Origin of the sequence: Streptacidiphilus albus JL83 (assembly GCF_000744705.1) — a bacterium.
GTDB classification, from domain to species: Bacteria; Actinomycetota; Actinomycetes; order Streptomycetales; family Streptomycetaceae; genus Streptacidiphilus; species Streptacidiphilus albus.
The window spans coordinates 8151499-8164002 of sequence record NZ_JQML01000001.1 but is presented as its reverse complement, the minus strand read 5'-3'; the positions used below and the strand labels follow the sequence as shown (position 1 = coordinate 8164002).

At 69.9% G+C, this 12504-nt stretch carries 16 protein-coding genes and 1 pseudogene; 10 read left to right on the top strand and 7 right to left on the bottom strand.

Going from position 1 to position 12504, the window contains the following annotated elements:
* Positions 1–40: 40 nt before the first annotated feature.
* Positions 41–871 (bottom strand): AraC family transcriptional regulator, encoded by an 831-nt coding sequence (locus tag BS75_RS35515; protein ID WP_042437139.1) that lies wholly within the window; start codon positions 869–871, stop codon positions 41–43.
* Between the two features lie 31 nt (positions 872–902).
* Between BS75_RS35515 and BS75_RS48785 the strand changes: the two are divergent.
* Positions 903–1196, top strand: a pseudogene (locus BS75_RS48785) (alkaline phosphatase family protein); the annotation flags it as partial.
* A 326-nt stretch (positions 1197–1522) separates the two neighbouring features.
* On the opposite strand, the gene BS75_RS47280 reads toward BS75_RS48785, so the two are convergent.
* The gene (locus BS75_RS47280) at positions 1523–1729 is read right to left on the bottom strand and encodes a DUF397 domain-containing protein (protein ID WP_081982966.1); all 207 of its coding nucleotides are present in this window, start codon (positions 1727–1729) and stop codon (positions 1523–1525) included.
* A complete protein-coding gene (locus BS75_RS35505) occupies positions 1726–2577 on the bottom strand; it encodes a helix-turn-helix domain-containing protein (RefSeq protein WP_034091141.1) in 852 nt (283 codons plus the stop codon). Before BS75_RS35505 ends, BS75_RS47280 begins: the two co-directional genes overlap by 4 nt.
* A 338-nt stretch (positions 2578–2915) precedes the next feature.
* On the opposite strand from BS75_RS35505, the gene BS75_RS35500 reads away from it, so the two are divergent.
* From BS75_RS35500 to BS75_RS35480, 6 genes are all read left to right on the top strand, one after another.
* Entirely contained in the window at positions 2916–3116 is a 201-nt protein-coding gene (locus BS75_RS35500; RefSeq protein ID WP_231607989.1) for a hypothetical protein, read from the top strand.
* A 294-nt stretch (positions 3117–3410) separates the two neighbouring features.
* A complete protein-coding gene (locus BS75_RS35495) occupies positions 3411–3674 on the top strand; it encodes a DUF7848 domain-containing protein (protein ID WP_034094449.1) in 264 nt (87 codons plus the stop codon).
* A 417-nt stretch (positions 3675–4091) separates the two neighbouring features.
* Positions 4092–4958 (top strand): SAM-dependent methyltransferase, encoded by an 867-nt coding sequence (locus BS75_RS35490; RefSeq protein ID WP_197091992.1) that lies wholly within the window; start codon positions 4092–4094, stop codon positions 4956–4958.
* 1057 nt (positions 4959–6015) lie between these two features.
* A complete protein-coding gene (locus tag BS75_RS48775) occupies positions 6016–6138 on the top strand; it encodes a phospholipase domain-containing protein (protein WP_156164323.1) in 123 nt (40 codons plus the stop codon).
* Between the two features lie 164 nt (positions 6139–6302).
* The gene (locus BS75_RS35485) at positions 6303–6521 is read left to right on the top strand and encodes a dodecin (protein WP_034091138.1); all 219 of its coding nucleotides are present in this window, start codon (positions 6303–6305) and stop codon (positions 6519–6521) included.
* 53 nt (positions 6522–6574) lie between these two features.
* On the top strand, positions 6575–6808 hold the full coding sequence (locus BS75_RS35480) for a hypothetical protein (RefSeq protein WP_034091137.1): 234 nt from the start codon (positions 6575–6577) through the stop codon (positions 6806–6808).
* A gap of 82 nt (positions 6809–6890) precedes the next feature.
* Here the strand turns inward: BS75_RS35480 and BS75_RS35475 are convergent, their stop codons facing one another.
* From BS75_RS35475 to BS75_RS35465, 3 genes are all read right to left on the bottom strand, one after another.
* Positions 6891–7100 carry a hypothetical protein gene (locus tag BS75_RS35475; RefSeq protein WP_034091136.1) on the bottom strand — a complete coding sequence of 70 codons (210 nt, stop codon included), beginning with the start codon at positions 7098–7100 and terminating at the stop codon, positions 6891–6893.
* Between the two features lie 396 nt (positions 7101–7496).
* On the bottom strand, positions 7497–8606 hold the full coding sequence (locus BS75_RS35470) for a putative hexosyltransferase (protein WP_034091135.1): 1110 nt from the start codon (positions 8604–8606) through the stop codon (positions 7497–7499).
* Complete coding sequence (locus tag BS75_RS35465; RefSeq protein WP_152645646.1) at positions 8600–8983, bottom strand: hypothetical protein; 384 nt, start codon at positions 8981–8983, stop codon at positions 8600–8602. Before BS75_RS35465 ends, BS75_RS35470 begins: the two co-directional genes overlap by 7 nt.
* Before the next feature lie 323 nt (positions 8984–9306).
* Between BS75_RS35465 and BS75_RS35460 the strand changes: the two genes are divergently transcribed.
* From BS75_RS35460 to BS75_RS35450, 3 genes are all read left to right on the top strand, one after another.
* Positions 9307–10125, top strand: a complete 819-nt coding sequence (locus BS75_RS35460; protein ID WP_081983441.1) for a COG4705 family protein — start codon at positions 9307–9309, stop codon at positions 10123–10125.
* A gap of 169 nt (positions 10126–10294) precedes the next feature.
* Entirely contained in the window at positions 10295–10753 is a 459-nt protein-coding gene (locus BS75_RS35455) for a DUF5709 domain-containing protein (protein WP_152645658.1), read from the top strand.
* Positions 10754–10846: 93 nt separating this feature from the next.
* Entirely contained in the window at positions 10847–11680 is an 834-nt protein-coding gene (locus tag BS75_RS35450; RefSeq protein ID WP_034091132.1) for an aldo/keto reductase, read from the top strand.
* A 62-nt stretch (positions 11681–11742) separates the two neighbouring features.
* On the opposite strand, the gene BS75_RS35445 is transcribed toward BS75_RS35450, so the two are convergent.
* Positions 11743–12489 carry an ABC transporter permease gene (locus BS75_RS35445; RefSeq protein WP_034094447.1) on the bottom strand — a complete coding sequence of 249 codons (747 nt, stop codon included), beginning with the start codon at positions 12487–12489 and terminating at the stop codon, positions 11743–11745.
* Between the last annotated feature and the right edge of the window lie 15 nt (positions 12490–12504).

The window sequence follows — 12504 nt, the reverse complement described above, 5'->3', positions numbered from 1 at the left end:
TCCGGCTCCACCCGCCCGCGGTGGGGCCGTCGGGGTTCCGTCAGCGGTCGGCCGCGCCGTCCCAGAACACCCGCTCCACCCGGCTGCGGGTGGGCGGCGAGCCGACCATGGCCCGGAAGACATGGTTGAAGTGCGCCTGGTCGTGGAACCCGGCGTCCGCCGCGACCCTGGCCAACGGCAGTCCCAGCTCCTGGAGTTGCAGGGCCGTCCAGAGCCGCAGGATCTGCGCGGCGGCCTTCGGCGGCCGGCCGACCTGTTCCCGGAACTTCCGCTCCAGGTGCCGCCTGCTCCAACCGGTGGCGGCGGCCAGCTCACGCACGGGCATCCGCCCCCGTGTGGCCCGCAGCTGGCGCCAGGCGTAGGCCACCTCCGGCGAGCAGCGGGGCGCTTCGACCAGCCTGGCCGTGAGCAGCCGGTCGAGCAGGGCGAAGCGCCCGGCCCAGCTCGGACATTCGGCCAGCCGTTCCGGCAGCCCGGCCAGGGAGCGGTCGAAGAGGTGGACCGGGTCCAGGAACGGCTCGTTCCACTCGGACATCGGCACGCCGAAGATCCGGTACGCCCCGATCGGTGTCATCTGCACGACGAGTCCGTGGACCCGGCCGGTGTGGTGGCCGACGGTGGCCGTCAGTTTCAGCGGCGACGCCAGTGAGAGCACGGAGGCCGACGCCCGCGCCACCGTGTCCATGGTCAGGACCGGAGCACCGAACCCGAACATCACCCGCACGATCGGCGAAGGCATCAGCAGCCGCTGGATCGGCGGCATCCGGCCGTAGCGGAAACCCTGGTACCCGATCACCGGTCCGCGCAGGCCGGGACAGGGGTCGGCGCTCACCAGTTCGCGGTCGTCCTCGACGCCTGTCTGCGAATGCATCCTGCTCCCACCCCCGTGGACCACCGGTCCGATGGCGCCATCCTGCGCCTGTGGCCGTGGGCCCGACAAGGCCGTCGCGCAAGGTCGCCTTCCTACAAGGCGACATGGACATACCAAGGAAGCCTGGGCGGCCACCATGGCGCCGACCAACCCCAACCGGCTCTACCTGTGGTCCGGGATGATCGACCCCAACGGCCGGGCCGGCGGGCCGGTCACCGACAACAGCGAGAAGGGCTACGGCTGGACGACCTACCCCGAGCGACTGCAGGCCGCCGGGATCTCCTGGAAGGTCTACCAGCAGCCCGACAACTTCGACGACAATCCGCTGCAATGCTTTGCCGAATGTAGTTTGGTATGAGTCTTCTACCACTACGACCCGCAGCCGGCCTCAGGCTCCGCAGGTACCACAACACGCCCCGGCTGCCGTCCCGTCTGCCATCACCAGACGGTCACGCGCGGGCACAGCCGCCCGCCCCCGGTGCCGAAGCGCCCCCGCCGGAGGCAATCGCACTTAAACACGGTGGGACCGATTCAGCGATAGGCGTCAATAGGCGAGGAGTTGCGCATTCGAGAATCTGCGCAAACACAAAAGAGCCTCCTCCGTCCCTGCCTGCGGAACGAATAAGGAGGCTCCCTGTTTCCCGGTGGGAATCAACTCACTGGGAACTCTCCGGCCTTGATGGCAGCAACGAAGGAAGCGAAGGCAGCGGAGGCGAAAACGAGGGACGGACCCTCGGGGTCTTTGCTGTCACGAACAGGAACAATGCCTGCACAGTCGTCAGCTACCTCAACACAGTCGCCCTGACCATTGCTGTAGGTGCTCTTGCGCCACTTGAGGACTGGATTTCCGGACTTCATTTGAACTCCTCTTTTACTTCCCTCAACCATGAGATGGATCTCTCCGGTTGCACTGACGACGCCATGAGACGCTGAATGATTTCCTCATGACGCGCGATCTCGGTCGGCCGATCAGTGTAGATGCTGCTCGTGATGGCCTCGGAGTAGGCAACGCTCCCAGGGATGTCACTGAAGGAGAGAAGCGAGAATGATGAGCCCATAGCGACGTGGGCACCAGCAGAAAACGGAAGCACCTGGACCGTAATATTCGGATGCCTGTCCGCCATGTCTGCCAGATGCTCCAGCTGGTCGCCCATGATTTTGGCGCTGCCAATCGGTCGCCTTATGACAGCTTCGCCGATGATTACCCACAGCTGAGGTGGATCAGTGCGGTCAAGAATCTGCTGACGCTCCATGCGAAGATCGACGCGACGCTCGATCTCCTCCGACGTTTCCATGGGATTCATGGCTCGGATAACTGCGCGGGCGTACTGCTCGGTCTGCAGAAGACCCGGCACTAGTTCACATTGGACAGTGACGATTTTCTTCGCATCCGCCTCAAGTCCGATGTATGCACGAAACCATTCAGGCAGAGCATCACCATAGGCGTGCCACCAGCCCTGCTGGCGGCTTTGCCGCGTCAGGCTGATGAACTGCTTCACCTGCTCTGGGTCGTCGACACCGTAGTGGGCGAGCAGCCGCCTGGCGTCCTTGTCTTGAAGCGTGACGTTGCCGCTCTCGATCCGGCTCAGCTTGGACGCAGACCAGCCAAGCGCCTGAGCAACTTCCTTGGCCTGCATCGAGCGTGACGCGCGCAACTTGCCCAACTCCGTGCCGATCCTACGCCGGAGCACAGTCGGGCTGTCCATGGCTCAGTCTCCCTGGTGGGTTGCGTTGATGCACAGTCTGCCACCCCCTCTCTGGATCTCAACCAAGTTCCCCTGGCGAGCAATTGCTCGCCAGGGGAACTTGCACATGGCGAGAGTACGGGAGCATGCTTACCACAGGTAGCCCGACGGGCTACAGGCAGTGATCTTGACGTGCGGCCACCTGGCATCCTTGTGTCCAAAATGGGCCGCCACCAGGGCCTTTAGCCCAGTCGATCAAATCAAGTAGCGTGCTCGGAGGTACCTCCGCCATGTCCCAGTTACGAGCAAGTCATCCCGCAGGGCCGAAGCAAGTGCGCTCGGCTGAAATTGCATGGGCCGTGGGAGCCCTGGCGTACGACAAGAAGCTGAAGCTTGTCGGCATCGTGATGGATCTGCTGTTCGGGAGCGTCTACCTGCGCCCGCTGGGCGGCGGCGTCGAGTGGAAAGCCACGCCGGAAGACCTGGAGCCGCCCGACCCGGCGACCGTGCTGAGTGCTCGGGTGGCGGAGGCCAACAGGCGTTCTTGGGGAGGGCTGTGAGTGGGGTGCGGGTGCCGAGCCGCAGGGACTCGTATCGGCCTCCGTGGTTCTCGGACTCGTTCGACTACGGGTTCCCGCTGCCGGCTCCGGTGGCGGTGCGCGGGTGTGAGGTGTGTGCCGGCATGGCGGCGACCTTGGCGGGAATCGTCGGAGATGCGTCGGGGGCTGCGGATGTACGAGTGCTGATGCGGCGTCATCTGCGTGCCGCGCACGAGTAGGTAGTCACTCGCCCTGGTGGGCTCCGAGTAGCGAGAGGTATTGGATCTTGAGCCGGTTATTAGTGGGGTGTCCGGGATGGGGCTGACGAGGACGTTTCGGTTTCGTCGGTACGACCTGCACCCCGATCCGACGGCGTCGCCGTTGTGGGGGGCGGTGTGCGTGACCCATTCGGATCCCGCTGACGACGATGCCCCGGAGTGCGGTGCGCTGTCGGGTGACTGGGACACCGAGGCGAGGGCGAACCAGTGGATCGCGGAGCACATGCGGGACACGGGTCATGCCAACTACCAGTACATTCAGCGCTCCTACGTGAACGCGGTGCCGGGTGAGTGGCTGTGAGCAGTGAGCCGTCCTCGCGTGAGGTGGAGTTGTGGTTGCGGGCAGCAAAGATCGCTACGGCGTTCGCTCCCGCTCGCGGGGTGCGTGAGGTCCTGGCGCGGAAGCTGCCGCGTGAGGGTCTTCGGTACGTGCCTCCTGTGGCCGAGCCGGCTTTGATCGGGCGTCGGCCTTCGTGATCCGGGCTGTGCCCGGTTGTTGATCTCCCGTTCCGGACGGTGTCTTTCTCCCTGCGCCGTCCCGGGGCGGGTTCCCGGGGGACCTCGGCCCCCCGTGCGGCCTCCCCTTCGTGGCGGCCGGGCCGGGGTCCCCTCTCTTCTCCCCCTCTTTCTCTTCGCCGGCGTGCTGTTGCGGCTGGTCGGCCTATGCTTGACGGATCGGTGGTGTGCAGTGGATTTCGACTTCGTGGGCGATCCCCGGATGGACCCTGGTGAGGACTCCTCGTCCTTCGTCGCGAGGATGCTGGACTTCTCGTTGGGCGGGGTGGTGAACGCGTTGGCGGGCGGGCGGGACAACTGTGAGCTGCACCGCACGTTCGCTCGGGAGTTGGAGGAGGTGGCTCCGGGCGCGGGTGCGGCTGCGCGGGCGGCGTTGGCGTTCCGGCAGGACGCGGCGCAGGAGATGGCGCGGGTGCACGGGCTGTCGCAGGTGCTCGACCTGGGCTGCGGGTTACGGGCTCCGTGGGTGTCGGGCGCCGGGGCCCGGAGCGGGGGTGGGCTGTGGCCGGGTCGGAACCCGCTGGATGTGGCGGCGATCGTGCGGGCGGTGCACCCGGGCGGGCGGGTCGCGTTCGTGGACGACGACCTCCACGCGATGGTTGCGGCCCGGGCGCTGCGGGCGGAGGGGGACGGGGTCGCGGTGCGGGTGGTTGACCCGCTGGACCTGGGGGCGGTGTTCGCCGATCGGGGGGTGTGTCGGGTGCTGGACCTGTCGGAGCCGTTGGGTGTGCTGGCGGTCTCGCTGCCGTGGCGGTTCCGGGTGCAGGCGGATGCGGCGTGGTGGGTGGGGCGGCTGGCGGGGATGCTCGCGCCGGGCAGTGTGCTGGCGGTCAGTCAGCCGGTCAGCAGCATGAGCGACATCCGACGCGAGGCGACCGGGGTTCTGCGCGACCAGGCCCCGGACTGGTCGACGGCAGCGGCTCGATTCGCGGCGGCTGTCGAGGTGGTCACGGTGATCACGTCACCGGCCTGCAATGCGGTGGTGAGCGTGGCTGCGTGGAGCTCGCCCGGGCGGTCCCGCCTGCGGCGCTGCGGAGGCTGGTGTAGGCGTTGCCCCGGGTATCCGTGATCGTGTGCCCGTTGGACATGTAGCCGGTGGCCGACCTGACGATGAGCGTCTGTCCCGCTACGACCCCGCCAGTGGGGACGGTGATCGTAAGCACGGTCCCCGACCCGGTCCCGATGCTCTTGCCCCACTTGGCATGGTTGGCCTTGTGGGAGACGCTCATCTAGGGGTCGTTGGGCGCGATCGTGCTCTGGTGGGCTTGTGCGCGGGGGTGGTTCCGCCGACACGGTCGGAACCGGCCGAAGGCCGCATGCCCGGCCGGGGCGGCGGGGCCGCCCTTGAGTAAGTAAAGCGAAGTTTCGACGCCTCGGGCCTGGATGGCTGTCTGGCGATCTGTCAACGATCACCGGGGGCCCTTTTGGCACTTGTGGAGTTGGGCATCATGGAAGGGAGCTACTGCGCTGGGTGCCTGACATCAAACCCCTGGCAGACCTGGAGACACGATGACCGGAGCGGCATGGGCGGCGTTCGGCTTCGTGGGCGTGTTGACGCTCGTGAAGGTGCGCGGCCGGTCCAAATCCACAGGCAAGCCCGTATGGCGTAAGCCCGAGACTCCTGCACGTCGCAAATCGACGGCCTCTCGGCGGTCAGCTGCGGAGCCAACGGTCCGGAAGACCAGCCGGAAGATCAAGTCGAAGAAGTCGGAGGCCTCTAGCCCACCGCAGCCGACGACCAAGCCATCAGCACAGAGGCCTGGCCGGAAGATCAAGTCGAAGAGGACGAAGCCCTCTAGCTCACCGCAGTATCCGCAGCAGCACAGCTCGTCGAACGACGGCTCTTCGCAGCAGACTGGTCACAACTCGACACACCACCACGGGGACAGCGGCAGCACTGGGCACCACCACGGCGACAGCGGCAGCACTGGGCACCACCACGGCGACAGCGGCAGCACTGGGCACCACGGGAGCTTCTGAGAGGGTCAGTGAACTGGCTGCACATGGATCCCCTTTGCGAAGTGCCTAGGTGCTCCGATTGTCAGCATCAGCCGGAGGACGTCGAAGCATGCCAGTCGGGTTCTGGCTGGTGGTCACCGTGATGTTCGGGTCTCCCATCTGTGGTGATGGTGCCCCTGCTCGTGACGGCCCTGCTCACCGCGACGGCTGCCGGCCGCTACGACTACACCGTCACGGCCGACACCGGGGACGGCTTCGCCCGCCGCTTCGCCGGCCGCCTCCAGCCGTGACGCGGCCCTGATCCGGGACTGATCCGGGACTGATCCGGGACCGATCAGGCTCGGTTCCGGCCCTGCTCACGCCCGGCCCGGCAGCGCGGCGTTCTTCGTCGCGCGGGCGGGCCGGGGGTGCGCGAGGGTGGTTGGGCAGGGATCCACCGAGAACGGAGCCGATCATGAACGACCACACATACCGGGTCACCGAGATCGTCGGGACCTCGCCGGAGAGCGTCGAGGCCGCGATCCGCAACGCCGTCGGGCGGGCCTCGCAGACCCTGCGCGGGCTGGACTGGTTCGAGGTGACGCAGGTCCGCGGCAGCATCGCCGACGGCGGCGTCCGCCAGTTCCAGGTGGGACTGAAGGTCGGCTTCCGACTGGACGACAACGAGAGGTAGCGGACCGGGGGCGGTCGTATGGTGGATGGTGATCGAACAAAGAGGAGGCGACCATGCCTGGTTCCGTGACGATCGGCCATTTCCACCCGTCGGTGACGCTCGGCCATGACGATGCCGAGCGGCTGACCGGGATGCTGGCGCGGCTGTCGGCGATGCTGGAGGCGAAAGGCCCCGAGCGCATCACCGACGAGCAGTTGAGCGTCCTCTTCGGGGCGGATCCGGCCCAGCGTGCCGAGTGCACCGAATGGGCGCGCCGGCTCACCCGGCACATGGACGCGCACCTCTGACCGAGGGCCGAGGGCCGGAGCGCGAACCGGGCCCGCCGCCGGGATCCCCCGGCGGCGGGCCCGTCGCGGCTGGGGCCCCGGGTCAGGACCGCGGCTCGGCGCCGTCCCCCCGGTAGGTGTAGACCCGGAGCAGCCGGTCCTTGTGCTCCTTGTAGGAGCCCGCGTCCCCGTAGATCCGGGTCACGTCGGGCGCGGTACGGGACGCGACGGTCAGCCGGTCGGCGAGGGCCATGGTGACCGTGTCTCCGTCGAACTCTCCGCCTTCGAGAATGGCGTTGTCGGACGCTCTCATTCCTCCATTAGGCGATCTTCGGCCCGGAGCGGCAACCGCTAGGACGGCCAGGTCGACATGTACCACAGGGCGATCGCCTGGAGCACGAACGCGATGACCTCCACCCCGTCCTGGGCGCGGAGCCAGTCCCAGCTGCGCCTCATCGGGAGGCTCCCGGGCGGACGCCGGCGCGCGGTCCTCGGCGCCGGCCGGTGGATGCGGGATGGTCAGGGGTCATCGGGGTACTCCGGTACGCAGGGGGCAGGGCTTCGGGCAGGGGTCGGGGGACTCGGGGTGAGCTCGGGACCGGAGCCCGGCCGGGGTTCCGGGCAGGGCTCCGGGTGGGCCCCGAACAAGCTACTACACGCTGTAGGAGATCGGGTCGGGCCGAGCGCCGTCGCGGGCTCGCACGCGGGCTCACAGCGTCCAGCCCCGGTCGCCGGTGTTGTGGACCAGCGCGAGCGCCATGGTGACCAGCACCAGCCAACGGGTGATCCGGCTGCGCGGGGCCAGCGCAGCGGACGGCCAGACCGCGGCGGAGTACCAGGGCATCGCCCAGGGCGCCGCCAGCAGCCAGCCGAAGCCCAGCGCGAAGGTCGCGGCGACCGCCGCCGAGGCCCGGTCACGCAGCCGCCGGTGCAGCAGCCCGGCGAAGACCAGCAGCAGCACCGGCCAGGCCGCACCGATGACCGCCGCCGTCACCGCCGGACCGGCGGTGGCCCGGCCCACCCACTGCGCCGCCTCCCACAGCGAGGGCGCCGACACCAGTCCCGCCGCCGTGGTCAACGGCGCCAGGGCGTGCAGGCCGTAGCCGGAGTAGAGCGCGGCCACGGTGAGCAGGCAGGCCGACGTCCGCCGCAGTGCCGAAGGCCAGTCGCCGGCCCGCAGCGCGGGCCGGACCAGCCCCGCGAGCAGCAGCAGTGCGCTGACCTTGACCCCGCAGGCCAGCCCGAGCAGGACGCCGACCAGCAGGTCCGACCACGGCCGGACGCCGCCGGCCGGGGCCCCCGTCCGAGCGCCGCCGGTCGGCACGGCCAGCGCGGCGACGGCCGGCAGCGCGACCCAGGTGTCGACATGGCCGCCCGCCACCAACTGGCCGATCAGCAAAGGGTTGGCCGCCCACAGCAGGGCGGCGTGCGAGCGGTCGCCGGCGATCCGCACCAGCAGCAGGCCGGTGAGCAGGAAGGCGGCGCCGTTCGCGAGCATCAGCAGCCAGACCGTCAGCCACGGTCGCCCGCCGCCGACCGTCGCCGCCGCCTGCTCGATCCAGGTGGCGACCGGCCCGTAGACCGAGGGTGTGTGCAGCCAACTGCGGCCGACCAGCGCGGCGTAGCCGCCGCCGAGGTCGGCGGGGGTCGACCGGTAGGGGTCGCCGCCCAGGGCGGCTATTCGGCCGTAGGCCGCGTAGCTGCCGGTGTCGGCCGAGCCCACCGGCGTCAGGCAGACCAGCAGCGCCACCGCGACCGCCCCGGCGGCCAGCAGCCGGCGCGGCGCCGGACGCCAGCCGCGCTCCAGCGCGGTCAGCATCCCGAGCAGGCCAGCCCCTGGGCGGCGACCGCCGCACCGACGACACAGCTGGAGGCAGCCCGGGGCAGCGCCGGGAGCAGCGCCAGCGGCATCCGCAGGTCCAGGGTGTGGTCGTTCGGCGAGGCGGCGGCGACCAGCGCCGTCAGCAGCACCCCGAGCACGGACAGCGCCACGGCCGGCCCCGGGGCCGCGAGCCGCTCCCGCAGCCTCCCCCGGGCCTGCCGGACCGGTCGGCGGCGGGCGGGCGGCGTCCCCGACGGCGGCTCGGCGGCACCGTCGACGGCGGTGCCCGGGGCTGGCGGCTCCAGCACGGACACGCGCTGCGCCACCGCTCCTGCCACCGCTCCGGTCGACGTCGCGGCGGACCTGGTCATCATCGGCGGGTCCGGTCGCCGCGGGCCCGGGCAGCGGCGGGGGGCAGTCGAGGTGAGGGATAAGTCACTGCTGTCCCGTCGACTGTCACTGCGTGCACCCCTCTGCCGTTCCGGTGTACGCGCACGGCGGAGCCCGGCCGGGCGGCGGAGGCGTGCCCGGGGGGCGACCGCCCGGACGGTGCTGTCCGTGGCGTCGACGGCGCCAGTGTGGCCACCCCGACCTAACACTGGGGTAACACCGGATTGACCGCGCCCGCCAGGACGGCCACCGTTGGCATCCCGCTGCCGCCGGCCCGGAAATCGGTGCCATCATTCACGCCGTGGAGATGGAAACCGAGCAGACCCGACCGGCCTCCCCCGCGCACTCCCGGGTCCGCGAGCCGCGCTCGGCCCTGACGACAGCCGCCGTGCGCGTCCCGCAGGTCACTGCGGCGTTCTGGATCGTCAAGGTGCTGAGCACCGGCATGGGCGAGGCGTCGTCGGACTTCCTGGCCCATCGCTTCGGCCCGGTCCCGGCCGCCGCGATCGGCGTCGTGGTGCTGCTGGTGCCGCTGGTGGTGCAGCTGCGGGGCAGGCGCTACCGGCCCTGGGCCTACTGGACCGCGGTCAGCGCGGTCGCGGTGACCGGCACCATGGCCGCCGACGGGCTCCACGTCGAGCTGGGGCTCGCCTACCCGGTCACCTCCGCCCTCTACGCGGTGGTGCTGGCGGCCGTCCTGGCCCTCTGGTACGCCAGTGAGCGGACGCTCTCGATCCACAGCATCACCACCACCCGCCGCGAGCTGTTCTACTGGGCGACCGTCAGCTCGACCTTCGCCCTGGGCACGGCCGTCGGCGACCTCACCGCCGGCCCGCTGCACCTGGGCTATCTGGACTCCGGGCTGGTGTTCGCGGGGATCATCGCCGTCCCGGCCCTGGCGCACCGGTTCCTCGGGCTGAACGCGATCTTCGCCTTCTGGTTCGCCTATGTGATCACCCGCCCGCTCGGAGCGTCCTTCGCCGACTGGCTGGACATGCCGCGCTCCTCCCACGGCGTCGGCCTCGGCGACGGGCCGGTGGCCCTGGCCGGCCTGGTCCTGGTCGGCTGCGGGATCGCCGTGGTCGCCGCCGCACACCGCCGGACGGTCACGGCCCGGCAGGACTGAGCCCCCGGCAGCGGGACCGAGCCCCCGGCAGGGTGCGCATCCCCGCCTCCGTGCCCCGTTTGCGCCTGTTTCCGCCGCAACAGGGGGCCCGGAGCAGTGGAAGGGGCTTCAATGGTCCACAACGGGCAGGTGTCCGCCGGGCCCCGGAGGAGGACGAGTGAACGACGACATGACCGGCGACGAGGTCTACCAGCCGGATCCGGGCGCCGACGTCCAGGAGGACGACGTCGTGCAGCTGGATTCGGGCGACACGTTCCTCTTCCGGGACCTCGACGACCCGTTGGACGAGGGCGGCTACGCGCCGCCCGAGTACGCCCCGGAGGTCTACCGCCACGGCGTCGTCGACGGCGAGCAGGGGCAGGGCGAGAGCCTGGACGAACGGCTGGCCGAGGAGGTGCCCGACCAGGGCGTCCCGGAGGGGGACGGCCTGGGCGACGCCTGGGACACCGACGGCGAACTGCTCGACGACGAGGTCGGCGGAGCCCGTGCGGGCCGACTGGTCGCGCCGGGCGAGGGCTCGCACGACGAGAGCGACGGGATGATCGCGTCCGATGTCGGCATCGACGGGGCGGCGGCCTCCGCCGAGGAGGCGGCCGTGCACCTGATCCCCGAACCGGACGAGTACTGAGCCGGGCGCCGCGGGTCAGGCTGCCGGTCCGGCGGGACTGAACCGGGGGGATGCCCTGTTGCAGCAAGCATCCACGCGAGACAAGGACTGACGGTGACCTCTGTTCCCCAGATCACGCTGAACAACGGGGTGAAGATCCCCCAGCTCGGCTTCGGCACCTTCCAGATCAAGCCGGCCGACACCCGGGCGGCCACCCTGGGCGCGTTCGAGGCCGGCTACCGGCACATCGACACCGCCCAGATGTACGGCAACGAGAAGGAGGTCGGCGCAGCCGTCCGCGACTCGGGCCTGGCCCGTGCGGACGTCTTCGTCACCAGCAAGCTGAGCAACAGCTTCCACGCCCACGACCAGGCGCTGAAGGCCTTCGACCAGAGCCTGGACGACCTGGGCTTCGACTACCTGGACCTGTTCCTGGTGCACTGGCCGCTGCCGGACGTCGGCGACTACGTCGAGACCTGGCGGGCGATGGAGGAGATCCAGCGCTCCGGCCGGGCCCGGGCGGTCGGGGTGTCCAACTTCCAGCAGCAGCACCTGCAGCGCCTGTTCGAGGCGACCGGGCTGGTCCCGGCGGTGAACCAGATCGAGGTCCACCCCTACCTGACCCAGGAGCCGCTGCGGGCCTTCAACGCCCAGCACGGCATCGCCACCGAGGCCTGGTCGCCGATCGCCCAGGGCAAGGTCCTGGACGACCCGGTGATCACCCGGATCGCCGAGCGGCTGGGCCGGACCACCGCCCAGGTCACCCTGCGCTGGCACCTGCAGCGCGGCGACATCGTCTTCCCCAAGTCGGTCACCCGGGCCCGGGTCGAGGAGAACTTCGCGATCTTCGACTTCGAGCTGACCGGCGAGGACCTGGCGGCGATCGACGCCCTCGACCGCGACGAGCGCACCGGGCCGGACCCGGACACCTTCAACTACCTGCCGTAGCCGCCCGCCCCGCCGATCCGGGCATCCGGTTCGGCGGGAGGGGCGGCCGGATCGACGGTCCGTCAGACCGACTTCTGGTAGGAGCGGAAGGTCCGCAGCGACAGCCAGACCGCGAAGGCGGCCAGCAGCAGCGTCCAGGCGCCGTGGCTCAGCACCGACCACCAGTCGGGGTCGGCGGCCATGGCCGCACGGCCCGCCTCCAGCGTCCAGTTGACCGGGTTGAACCTGGCCACCACCTGCATCCAGTGCGGCATCAGGGCCGGGGCCATGAAGGCCGAGGAGAGGAAGGTGAGCGGCAGCAGCAGGAAGGTGTTGATGCCGATGATCGACTCACGCTCCCGCACCAGCATGCCCAGGGCGTTGGAGAAGGCCCCGAAGACGGTGCCGAGCGCGGAGGAGAGCACGACCAGGATCAGCAGTCCGAGCGGGCCGCCCCGGTAGTGGGCGCCGCCGGACCAGCCCAGCGCGATGATGATCAGCGACTGGAACGCGGTGGTCACCGACTGGGCGAGGACATTGGCGTTCATCAGCGCGCTGCGGCGGACCGGGGTGATCAGGAAGCGGTTGAGCGTGCCGCGCTCGATCTCCTCCAACGTGCCCATCCCGGCCCACATGTTGGCCGAGACCGCGCTCATCACGATCACCCCGGGGACCAGGTAGTCCAGGTAGCTGCCGGATCCGAACCCGGGCAGGTCGACCACCTTGCGGAAGAGCGCGCCGAAGAGGAACAGCCAGATCACCGGCTGGATCAGGGTGATGATCAGGTAGGCGGGCTGCCGGACGAAGGCCATGAACTGGCGCTGCGTCATGTACCAGGTCTGGGC

Excerpts from the sequence above, each read along its gene's own strand:
- BS75_RS35515 (WP_042437139.1), bottom strand. The coding sequence starts at position 871 with ATGCATTCGCAGACAGGCGTCGAGGACGACCGCGAACTGGTGAGCGCC.
- BS75_RS47280 (WP_081982966.1), bottom strand. The coding sequence starts at position 1,729 with ATGAAGTCCGGAAATCCAGTCCTCAAGTGGCGCAAGAGCACCTACAGC.
- BS75_RS35505 (WP_034091141.1), bottom strand. The coding sequence starts at position 2,577 with ATGGACAGCCCGACTGTGCTCCGGCGTAGGATCGGCACGGAGTTGGGC.
- BS75_RS35495 (WP_034094449.1), top strand. The coding sequence starts at position 3,411 with ATGGGGCTGACGAGGACGTTTCGGTTTCGTCGGTACGACCTGCACCCC.
- BS75_RS35490 (WP_197091992.1), top strand. The coding sequence starts at position 4,092 with ATGGACCCTGGTGAGGACTCCTCGTCCTTCGTCGCGAGGATGCTGGAC.
- BS75_RS48775 (WP_156164323.1), top strand. The coding sequence starts at position 6,016 with ATGGTGCCCCTGCTCGTGACGGCCCTGCTCACCGCGACGGCTGCCGGC.
- BS75_RS35485 (WP_034091138.1), top strand. The coding sequence starts at position 6,303 with ATGAACGACCACACATACCGGGTCACCGAGATCGTCGGGACCTCGCCG.
- BS75_RS35480 (WP_034091137.1), top strand. The coding sequence starts at position 6,575 with ATGCCTGGTTCCGTGACGATCGGCCATTTCCACCCGTCGGTGACGCTC.
- BS75_RS35475 (WP_034091136.1), bottom strand. The coding sequence starts at position 7,100 with ATGAGAGCGTCCGACAACGCCATTCTCGAAGGCGGAGAGTTCGACGGA.
- BS75_RS35470 (WP_034091135.1), bottom strand. The coding sequence starts at position 8,606 with ATGCTGACCGCGCTGGAGCGCGGCTGGCGTCCGGCGCCGCGCCGGCTG.
- BS75_RS35465 (WP_152645646.1), bottom strand. The coding sequence starts at position 8,983 with ATGATGACCAGGTCCGCCGCGACGTCGACCGGAGCGGTGGCAGGAGCG.
- BS75_RS35460 (WP_081983441.1), top strand. The coding sequence starts at position 9,307 with ATGGAAACCGAGCAGACCCGACCGGCCTCCCCCGCGCACTCCCGGGTC.
- BS75_RS35455 (WP_152645658.1), top strand. The coding sequence starts at position 10,295 with ATGACCGGCGACGAGGTCTACCAGCCGGATCCGGGCGCCGACGTCCAG.
- BS75_RS35445 (WP_034094447.1), bottom strand. The coding sequence starts at position 12,489 with ATGACGCAGCGCCAGTTCATGGCCTTCGTCCGGCAGCCCGCCTACCTG.